Genomic DNA, 9,630 nt, shown 5'->3' with positions numbered 1-9,630 from the left:
CCAGCCCCCCCCACTCCCCACCCCACCACCAGCACCCCCACTCCCCACCCCACCCCACTCCACCCCCAGGAGGCCCCCCGTGGACCGGGCTCAGCTCGCCGACTTCCTGCGCACCCGACGGGCCGCGCTGCAACCCGAGGACGTCGGGCTGCCGCGTGGGCCGCGCCGCCGTACCGGGGGGCTGCGGCGTGAGGAGGTGGCGGCGTTGTGCGAGATGTCCGCCGACTACTACACGCGCATCGAGCAGGAGCGCGGTCCGCAGCCCTCGGAGCAGATGCTCGCCGCGATGGCGCGCGGGCTGCGCCTCACGCTCGCCGAACGCGACCACCTCTTCCTCCTCGCCGGCCACAACGCCCCCGCCCGCGCGAGCCGTACGGACCACATCACGCCGGGTCTCATGCGCATCCTGGACCGCCTGGAGGACACCCCCGCGCAGGTCGTCTCGGGTGTCGGCGAGACGCTCAAGCAGACCCACGCGGCGACCGCGCTGCTCGGGGACCAGACCCTTTTCACCGGTCTGGAGCGCAGCATCACCTACCGCTGGTTCGCCGCGCCCGGCACCGTGCGGCCGCTCTATCCGGCGGAGGACCACACGCTGCGCGGGCGGTTCTTCGCCTCGGAGCTGCGCACGGCGTACGCGCGGGAGGGGAAGGGCGGGCGCGCCGAGGAGATCGCCGAGGCGCTGCTCGCGCGGAGCGAGGAGTTCGCGGCGCTGTGGGCGGCGCACGAGGTGGGTCTGCCGCAGACCGAGACGAAGCGGGTGCGGCACCCGGATCTGGGGGTGCTCGACCTGTACTGCCAGGTGCTCGTCGACCCCGCGCAGTGGCAGTCGCTCCTCGTCTACACCGCGACCCCCGGCACCGACAGCCACGAGAAGCTCCAGCTCCTCAATTCCCTCCCGGCCCGCGCCCCGGGGGCCTGAGGCCCCGGGCTCCGAGGCCCCTGGGAGCTGAGCGGGCGACGCGGCTCACAGCACGCCCGTCTCCCGTGCCCGCAGGACCGTCGCGAGCCGGTCCCTCGTCCCGAACTTGCGGTAGAGGTGGGCGAGGTGGCGGTGGACGGTGCGGGGGGAGATGCCGAGGCGCTGGGCGATGGCGCTCGCGGTACGGGCCTCGGCGAGCAGGGCGAGGACGGTGATCTCGCGCGGGGTGAGGCCGAGTGCGGCGGCGCGTTCCTCCCGTACCGCCGCCGCTGCCGGGCCGCCGGGGGGCGTGCGCCAGGCGCGCAGGTGGCCGGCGTGTGCCTCGACGGCGGCGAGGACGGGCTGGGCGCGGCGGGCGTAGGCGAGGTGGGCGGGGGTGAAGGGGGTGCGGCTCGTGCGGTGCAGGAGGCAGCCGTTGATGGTGCCCTTCTCGGGGCGCGGGAGCGGCAGGGCGAGGATGTCGGTGGAGCCGAGCGCGTCGTGCAGGCGTCCGGCGGGTGCGGCGTGGCGCCAGGCGTGGGCTCCGGCGGTGGTGCGCGCGGTGAGGGGTTCGAGGGGGTGGCCGGCGGTGTAGTGGGCGACGAAGGGGTAGCCGGTGCGGATCACGTCGAGCTGCTCGGGTCCGAGGAGGTGGTGGGCGGGGCCGTCGGGGGTCCACAGCCGGACGGTGCCCTCCCCCGGGTTCCATTCCTCGGCCTTGCGGACGGCGAGGTCGGCGTCGAGCGCGTCGAGCAGTTCGCCGAAGGCGAGGGCCCACAGGGGTTCGGGGCGGGTCTCGTGGAGTGCCGCGACGGCGAGTTCGAGCAGCCGTGCGAGCGCGACGGGGTCCGCGTCCGCTCCGTCCACCGTGCCGTCCTCTTCCTGGAGTACGAGAAGTCCGTGCGGCCGTCGGGCCGCGCGGCCCGCGACGTTCCCCGTGACCGCCTCTGTGAGTACAAGTACTCATACCCTGCCGGGCCCGTTCACGGCATCCTGTCCCGGTGACGACCGTCCGGAACGGGGCGGTGGCACCGGGGGCCGCTCGCGCCGGATTCGGGGGAAGCGACGCGGGCCGCACCGGCCACAGCCGTCGTCCCCCGGGGGAACGCGGACGGTCGGCCACACGCAGAAGCGGCACCTCCTGGACCGGGAGGTGCCGCTTCCTCATGTACGGGTGCGCGAGCGGGGCCCGCCGGGCGCCGTACGGGTACGGGCCCCCAACGCCGTACGGGCACGAACCCCGCCCCATACCCGCCCCGGGCCGGCCCCCACACGCAACCGGGGCCCGCACGTCCGCAGACGTACGGGCCCCGGGGGAACCCTCATCCAGTCCGGCCGGACGGCCGGGGCCGGATCAGAAGTCCATGTCACCGCCCGGCATGCCGCCCGGGGCGGCCGGGGCGGCCTTCTCCGGCTTGTCGGCGATGACGGCCTCGGTGGTGAGGAAGAGCGCGGCGATGGAGGCCGCGTTCTGGAGGGCGGAGCGCGTGACCTTGGCCGGGTCGAGGATGCCCTCGGCGATCATGTTCACGTACTCGCCGGTCGCGGCGTTGAGGCCGTAGCCGACCTCAAGGTTGCGGACCTTCTCCACCACGACGCCGCCTTCGAGACCGGCGTTGACGGCGATCTGCTTGAGCGGGGCCTCCAGGGCGGTGCGCACGGCGGCGGCGCCGGTGGCCTCGTCGCCTTCGAGCTCCAGCTTGTCGAAGACCGCGGAGGCCTGGAGCAGGGCCACGCCACCACCGGCGACGATGCCCTCCTCGACGGCCGCCTTGGCGTTGCGCACGGCGTCCTCGATGCGGTGCTTGCGCTCCTTGAGCTCGACCTCGGTCGCGGCACCGGCCTTGATGACGGCGACGCCACCGGCGAGCTTCGCCAGGCGCTCCTGGAGCTTCTCGCGGTCGTAGTCCGAGTCGCTGTTCTCGATCTCGGCGCGGATCTGGTTGACGCGGCCCGCGACCTGCTCGCTGTCGCCGGCGCCGTCCACGATGGTCGTCTCGTCCTTGGTGATGACGACCTTGCGGGCGCGGCCGAGCAGCTCGATGCCGGCGTTCTCCAGCTTGAGGCCGACCTCCTCGGAGATGACCTGGCCACCGGTGAGGATGGCGATGTCGCCGAGCATGGCCTTGCGGCGGTCGCCGAAGCCGGGCGCCTTGACCGCGACGGACTTGAAGGTGCCGCGGATCTTGTTGACGACCAGGGTGGAGAGCGCCTCGCCCTCGACGTCCTCGGCGATGATCAGCAGCGGCTTGCCGGACTGCATGACCTTCTCCAGCAGCGGAAGGAGGTCCTTCACGTTGCTGATCTTGGAGTTCGCGATGAGGATGTACGGGTCGTCGAGCGACGACTCCATGCGCTCCATGTCGGTGGCGAAGTACGCCGAGATGTAGCCCTTGTCGAAGCGCATACCCTCGGTGAGCTCCAGCTCCAGACCGAAGGTCTGGGACTCCTCGACGGTGATGACGCCTTCCTTGCCCACCTTGTCCATGGCCTCGGCGATGAGCTCGCCGATCTGGGTGTCGGCGGCGGAGATGGAGGCGGTGGAGGCGATCTGCTCCTTGGTCTCCACGTCCTTGGCCTGCTCCAGGAGCGCGCCCGAGACGGCCTCGACGGCCTGCTCGATGCCGCGCTTCAGGGCCATCGGGTTGGCGCCGGCGGCCACGTTGCGCAGGCCCTCGCGGACCAGGGCCTGGGCCAGGACGGTCGCGGTCGTCGTGCCGTCACCGGCGACGTCGTCCGTCTTCTTCGCGACCTCCTTGACCAGCTCGGCGCCGATCTTCTCGTACGGGTCCTCCAGCTCGATCTCCTTGGCGATGGAGACACCATCGTTGGTGATCGTGGGGGCGCCCCACTTCTTCTCCAGGACGACGTTGCGGCCCTTGGGGCCGAGGGTCACCTTGACGGCGTCGGCGAGCTGGTTCATACCGCGCTCAAGGCCGCGCCGCGCCTCCTCGTCGAACGCGATGATCTTGGCCATGTGAAGTGGTCCTCCCAGGACACGGGGTGGGCTGAGGGACCGTGTGGCGCCCGCGACGGACGGCCTGGGACCCGCGCCGAATTCCTTGCCACGGCGGGGCCGCCGGGCCTCACCGACCCGGTCTCTCTGTCACTCTCACCATCAGAGTGCTAACGCTAATGATTAGCACTCTGCCCCATCGAGTGCAAGCGCCTTGAGTGCGCACTACCCGACCCGGGGCCGACCCATGCCACCGGTACGTGTACACACGCGCGCCATCCGGCACGCGTCCGCCCTGGTACGCCCCCGCACACCCCCGTACGTGTCCGGGCGCGCGACGAGGGCCCGCCCCCAGTCTCCGGGTGCGGGCCCTCGCCCGTGCTCGTCGTGTCGTGCCGTACGCGGCCGCGGGGACCCCGTACCGGTCGGAGCGCTGTTCAGGCGGCAGCGCGGACCATGTCCGCCTGCGGGCCCTTCTGGCCCTGCGAGATCTCGAACTCGACCCGCTGACCCTCCTCCAGGGTGCGGTAACCGTCCATCTGGATCGCGCTGTAGTGGACGAATACATCCGCACCACCGTCGACCGCGATGAAGCCGTAGCCCTTCTCCGCGTTGAACCACTTGACGGTGCCCTGAGCCATGCCTAACTCCCCTATTACTGGCCCTTGCACAGGAACGCACTTCGCGCACCCGGGTCAGACCTCACCCCCGCGGGAATCTTGGGGGGCGTGCGCCGGAACGCGTCGACCGCCGCTGAATGTATCTGCCCAACTGCCGTCCGCAACAGGTCAGTCGGACGAGAAATCAGCCCGGATCGCATCCCGACATGGCCGGAGAATTCACGGGAGGTCAGGACAGGTCGGGCCAGGCAAAAGGAACGCAAAGCCGCAAATGGGCGGTGCGGAAAGCGGAATTGATTCCCAGGTTTCCGACAGGTGCGCACGCGGCGCTGGGGATTCCTGGAGCCGCCGTGAAGAAAGGGGCGGAGCAATACCCAGACTCTACTCCTGCGAATCCCATGGAATTGCCCCCTCCGCTTGTGGTGCGGAGGGGGCAGGGGTGGAGCGAGGGAAGACGGGCGGTACGGCACCGCCCGTGCGCGGGTTCAGCAGCCGCCCGCGACCGCCGGGATGATCGAGATGCCGGTGCCGTCGGGGGTCGCCGTGTCGAGGCCCTGCTCGAAGCGGATGTCGTCGTCGTTGACGTAGAGGTTGACGAAGCGGCGGAGCTTGCCGTCGTCGTCGAGGACGCGGGCGGAGATGCCGGTGTGGTTGCGCTCCAAGTCGGCGAGGACCTCGGCGACGGTGGCGCCCTCGGCGGGGACCTCGGCCTGGCCGCCGGTGTAGGTGCGCAGGATGGTCGGGATACGAACGGAAACGCTCATGGCGTGGCCTTTCTCGGGCAGCACGGAAAGTTCAGGGCGCGGGGGTGCGGCGCTCGCGGGCGTACGGGACTCAGCCCGCGAGACCGGCCGCGCGGAAGGCGTCCAGGTCGGGGCGGATGGTCGCGGTGGGCCCGGTGGTCGGGGCGACCGCGTCCAGGGTCTTGAGGCCGTCGCCGGTGTTGAGGACGACGGTGGTCAGGGCGGGGTCGAGCTGCCCGTTCTCGATGAGCTTGCGCGTGACACCGACCGTGACGCCGCCCGCCGTCTCGGCGAAGATGCCCTCGGTGCGCGCGAGGAGCTTGATCGCGTCCACGACCTGCTCGTCGTCCACGTCCTCCACGGCGCCGCCCGTGCGGCGGGCGATGTCGAGCACGTAGGGGCCGTCCGCCGGGTTGCCGATCGCGAGGGACTTCGCGATCGTCTTCGGCTTCTGCGGGCGCACGACGTCGTGCCCGGCCTTGTACGCGGTCGAGACCGGCGAGCAGCCCTCGGCCTGCGCGCCGAAGATCCGGTACGGCTTGTCCGCGACGAGACCGAGCTTGATCAGTTCCTTCAGGCCCTTGTCGATCTTCGTGAGCTGCGAGCCGGAAGCGACCGGGATGACGATCTGGTCGGGGATCTCCCAGCCGAGCTGTTCGCAGATCTCGTACGCCAGCGTTTTCGAGCCCTCGCCGTAGTACGGGCGCAGGTTGACGTTGACGAAGCCCCAGCCCTCGCCGAGCGGGTCCCCGATCAGCTCGGAGCAGAAGCGGTTCACGTCGTCGTACGTGCCCTCGATGCCGACGAGGTCGCCGCCGTAGACGGCGGCCATGACGACCTTGCCCTGCTCCAGGTCGTGCGGGATGAAGACGCAGGAGCGGAAGCCGGCGCGCGCCGCGGCGGCGCCGACGGCGCCCGCGAGGTTGCCCGTCGAGGAGCAGGACAGGGTCGTGAAGCCGAAGGCGCGGGCGGCCTCGACGGCGATCGCGACGACACGGTCCTTGAAGGAGTGCGTGGGGTTGCCGGAGTCGTCCTTGACGTAGAGGCCGCCGGTGACGCCGAGTTCCTTGGCGAGCCGGTCCGCCTTCACGAGTTGCGTGAGTCCGGGGTTGGTGCTGGGGTGGCTCGCCACGTCGGCGGGCACGGGCAGCAACGGTGCGTAACGCCAGATGTTCTTGGGGCCGGCCTCGATGGCGCGGCGCAGTTCCTCGACGTCGCCCGAGGGCAGCTCGTAGGCGACCTCAAGGGGGCCGAAACAGCTTTCGCAGGCGAAGACCGGGCCGAGCGGGAAGCGCTCGCCGCACTCGCGGCAGGAGAGCGCGACGGCGGGGCCGAGGTCGACGGCGGAGGTGGTGTTCTGCGGGGTTTCGGCGGCTTGCACAGCCATGGGGAGGCCCTTTCTCCTCATCTTCCCCGCGGCGCATCTCGCCGCGAGACGGAATTGGCACCTTCCCGAGCCAGGGCCTTCGGTGGCGGTATCGACGAACCGCGCGGAGACTGGCTGGAGGGTTGCCGGGGCTTCAACGGGCCGTATCCCTCTGCCCCTCTGGATGAGCGTTGTGGCACCCGGGCTTCGGACCCGGGGCGTTTGTGACACAAGGTGACAGCGCACCCCGACATGGGATGGTCACCCGCGTTGTTCAAGACTGTAACCGAAGCCCTGGATCGTGGAGCGAGCCGTCCGTACGCCGAGATGAAGATCTCATCGGCGCCCTCCGCTGGGGGCGGCAGTCGAAGGGCCTCGCACCGGGTCCGTACGCACGAGGGGACAGACGCCGTGATCGAAGAGGTGGAACGCTGGCTGGAGCATCGCTCCTGGACCGCGAACGACTGGCCCGTGGAACGGCTCGCCGCGCTCAAACGCGCCTCGGGGACCTCGGTGGCCGTCGTCCTCCCGGCGCTGGACGAGGAGGCGACCGTCGGCGCGATCGTCGACGTCATCCGGCGTGAACTCGTCGAGGCCGTCCCCCTCGTCGACGAGCTCGTCGTCCTCGACTCGGGCTCCACGGACCGTACGGCCGAGGTCGCGCGCGCGGCCGGGGCGCGGGTCGTGCACCGGGACGCGGTGCTGCCGCGGCTGCCCGCCGTGCCGGGCAAGGGCGAGGTGCTGTGGCGCTCGCTCCTCGCGACGGACAGCGAGCTGATCTGTTTCGTCGACGCGGACCTGAAGGACTTCCGGTCGGCGTTCGTGACCGGAATCCTCGGCCCGCTCCTCGCCGAGCGGGACGTGCACCTCGTGAAGGCGATGTACGACCGTCCGCTCGGCTCCGAGCCCGGCCAGGGCGGCCGGGTCACCGAGCTCATGGCGCGTCCGCTGCTCAACATGCACTGGCCACGGCTCTCGGGGTTCGTGCAGCCGCTGGGCGGCGAGTACGCGGGGCGGCGCTCGCTCCTCGAACAGCTGCCGTTCCCGGTGGGGTACGGGGTCGAGCTGGGTCTCCTCGTGGACGCGCTGCACACGGTGGGGCTCGACGCGCTCGCGCAGGTGGACGTCGGGGTACGGGTGCACCGCCACCAGGACGGGCAGGCGCTGGGCCGCATGGCGGCGACGATCTACCGCACGGCGCAGGTACGGCTCGCGCGCGGCCACCTCGTACGTCCCGAGCTGACCCAGTTCGACCGCCTGCCCGAGGGCGGCTTCGCGGCGCACACGCATCCCGTGGACACGGAGGAGCGGCCGCCGATGCGGGAGATCCCGGAGTACACGGAGCGGAGGGCGGCGGCCTGAGGCGGGGCGGCGGGAGCGTCGGCGGAGTACGGCGGTGGGGCGGCGGGCGCGTGCGCCGTTCCTCGTCCCGCGAGCGGGGGCGCGGCAGAACATGGCAGTTCGGGGCGGATGCCGAGTCCCGCACAGTTCGCACGTTTGAGCCCATGATCCCGAGGCGAGGAATGCACCATGCCTACTGACGACCCCACCCGCCCCACCGGCCCCGGCAGCGGCGCCGCCGTCCTCCTCGCCTCCAACCGCGGCCCGGTCTCGTACGCGTTCGGCGCGCGCGGCGAGCTGACGGCCAAGCGCGGCGGCGGGGGGCTCGTCTCGGGGCTCTCGGCGATCGGGCCGGAGGTCGACGCGGTGTGGGTGTGCGCGGCGCTGAGCGACGCGGACCGCGAGGCGGCCCGGCGCTCGGGCGCGGAGCTGGACCGGGCGGACACGGGCGGGCGCCGTGTCCACATGCTGGGGATCGATCCGCGCACGCAGCACGAGGCGTACAACGACATCGCCAACTCCGTGCTGTGGTTCGCTCATCACATGCTGTGGCAGACGCCGTTGGAGCCGGCGTTCGGCCCGGAGTTCCGCGCGCGGTGGGCCTCCTTCGAGGCGTACAACCGCGCCTTCGCCGAGGCGCTGGCGGCGCAGGCGGCCGAGGGCGCGGCGGTGCTCGTGCAGGACTACCACCTGGTGCTCGTGCCGGGGATGCTGCGCGCGCTGCGCCCGGACCTGCGCATCGCGCACTTCTCGCACACGCCGTGGGCGCCGCTCGACTACTACCGGCTGCTGCCCGACGACGTGGCGGAGCAGGTGCTGCGCGGGATTCTCGGCGCGGATCGCGCGGGTTTCCTCACGCGCCGCTGGGCGGACGCCTTCACGGCCTGCGCGGACGCGCTCGTCGGCGGTACGGGCCGGACCGAGGTCGCGGTGCACGGGCTGGGCGCGGACGCCGACTTCCTGCGCGGGCGCGCGCGGCAGGCGGACGTGGACGAGCGGATCGCGGCGCTGCGCGAGGAGATCGGCGGCGAGGGGCGGCGCACGATCGTGCGGGTGGACCGTACGGAGCTGTCGAAGAACATCGTGCGCGGACTCCACGCCTACCGGCGCCTGTTGACGGACCGCCCCGACTGGCGCGGGCGGGTCGTGCACCTCGCCTTCGCGTACCCGTCCCGGCAGGACCTGGAGGTGTACCGGGCGTACACGGCCGAGGTGGAGCGGGTCGCGCAGGACATCAACGACGAGTTCGGCACGGCGGACTGGACGCCCGTCCTGCTGAAGGTGGACGACGACTTCCCGCGCTCGCTCGCGGCGTACCGCCTCGCGGACGTCGCGCTCGTCAACCCGATCCGTGACGGCATGAACCTGGTGGCGAAGGAGGTCCCGGTCGTCTCGGACGCGGGCGTGGCGCTCGTGCTGTCGCGGGAGGCGGGGGCGTACGAGGAGCTGGGCGCGGACGCGGTGGTGGTGAACCCGTACGACATCTCGGCGACGGCCGAGGCGCTGCACACGGCACTCACCCAGGACCCGGAGACCCGGTCGGCCCGCACGAAGCGCCTGGCGGAGGCGGCGACGGCACTGCCCCCGGGACGGTGGTTCATGGAGCAGTTGGAGGCGCTGGGCGGGGCGTAGGGCCTGCGGGGGCGAGGGCGCGGGGCGAGGCGGCACGGGGGCGGCGGTCGGCGGGCGGGGCGGCGCGGGCG

Annotated in this window: 8 protein-coding genes and 1 riboswitch; of the genes, 3 read left to right on the top strand and 5 right to left on the bottom strand. The window is 72.0% G+C overall.

Annotated features, from left to right (window positions below; all coding sequences use genetic code 11):
* Window positions 1–79: 79 nt before the first annotated feature.
* Window positions 80–922, top strand: a complete 843-nt coding sequence (locus G3I42_RS23550) for a helix-turn-helix transcriptional regulator (protein WP_164289044.1) — start codon at window positions 80–82, stop codon at window positions 920–922.
* Between the two features lie 45 nt (window positions 923–967).
* Here G3I42_RS23550 and G3I42_RS23545 read toward each other — a convergent pair whose 3' ends face one another.
* From G3I42_RS23545 to thrC, 5 genes are all read right to left on the bottom strand, one after another.
* Complete coding sequence (locus G3I42_RS23545) at window positions 968–1,768, bottom strand: helix-turn-helix transcriptional regulator (RefSeq protein ID WP_164289042.1); 801 nt, start codon at window positions 1,766–1,768, stop codon at window positions 968–970.
* 487 nt (window positions 1,769–2,255) lie between these two features.
* A complete protein-coding gene (gene groL / locus G3I42_RS23540) occupies window positions 2,256–3,878 on the bottom strand; it encodes a chaperonin GroEL (protein WP_007825444.1) in 1,623 nt (540 codons plus the stop codon).
* Between the two features lie 416 nt (window positions 3,879–4,294).
* Window positions 4,295–4,498, bottom strand: a complete 204-nt coding sequence (locus G3I42_RS23535) for a cold-shock protein (RefSeq protein WP_008747198.1) — start codon at window positions 4,496–4,498, stop codon at window positions 4,295–4,297.
* A 464-nt stretch (window positions 4,499–4,962) separates the two neighbouring features.
* Window positions 4,963–5,241: a MoaD/ThiS family protein gene (locus G3I42_RS23530; protein WP_164289041.1), complete on the bottom strand. Its 279-nt coding sequence runs from the start codon at window positions 5,239–5,241 to the stop codon at window positions 4,963–4,965.
* 70 nt (window positions 5,242–5,311) lie between these two features.
* The gene (thrC, locus tag G3I42_RS23525; RefSeq protein WP_164289039.1) at window positions 5,312–6,607 is read right to left on the bottom strand and encodes a threonine synthase; all 1,296 of its coding nucleotides are present in this window, start codon (window positions 6,605–6,607) and stop codon (window positions 5,312–5,314) included.
* A gap of 14 nt (window positions 6,608–6,621) precedes the next feature.
* Window positions 6,622–6,777, bottom strand: a riboswitch (SAM riboswitch).
* A gap of 220 nt (window positions 6,778–6,997) precedes the next feature.
* On the opposite strand from thrC, the gene G3I42_RS23520 reads away from it, so the two are divergent.
* Together G3I42_RS23520 and G3I42_RS23515 are read left to right on the top strand one after the other, a co-directional pair.
* Complete coding sequence (locus G3I42_RS23520; RefSeq protein WP_164289037.1) at window positions 6,998–7,948, top strand: glucosyl-3-phosphoglycerate synthase; 951 nt, start codon at window positions 6,998–7,000, stop codon at window positions 7,946–7,948.
* A gap of 168 nt (window positions 7,949–8,116) precedes the next feature.
* A complete protein-coding gene (locus G3I42_RS23515) occupies window positions 8,117–9,559 on the top strand; it encodes a trehalose-6-phosphate synthase (protein WP_164289035.1) in 1,443 nt (480 codons plus the stop codon).
* Window positions 9,560–9,630 lie beyond the last annotated feature (71 nt).

Source organism: Streptomyces sp. SID11385, assembly GCF_010548245.1.
In the GTDB taxonomy this organism is placed as follows: Bacteria; Actinomycetota; Actinomycetes; order Streptomycetales; family Streptomycetaceae; genus Streptomyces.
Note: the sequence above shows the minus strand (reverse complement) of the source record. Positions and strands in the feature narration are given on the sequence as shown.

Bases quoted from the DNA above. Each gene is read 5' to 3' on its own strand.
- thrC (WP_164289039.1), bottom strand. From the start codon at position 6,607: ATGGCTGTGCAAGCCGCCGAAACCCCGCAGAACACCACCTCCGCCGTC.
- G3I42_RS23535 (WP_008747198.1), bottom strand. From the start codon at position 4,498: ATGGCTCAGGGCACCGTCAAGTGGTTCAACGCGGAGAAGGGCTACGGC.
- G3I42_RS23515 (WP_164289035.1), top strand. From the start codon at position 8,117: ATGCCTACTGACGACCCCACCCGCCCCACCGGCCCCGGCAGCGGCGCC.
- G3I42_RS23530 (WP_164289041.1), bottom strand. From the start codon at position 5,241: ATGAGCGTTTCCGTTCGTATCCCGACCATCCTGCGCACCTACACCGGC.
- groL (WP_007825444.1), bottom strand. From the start codon at position 3,878: ATGGCCAAGATCATCGCGTTCGACGAGGAGGCGCGGCGCGGCCTTGAG.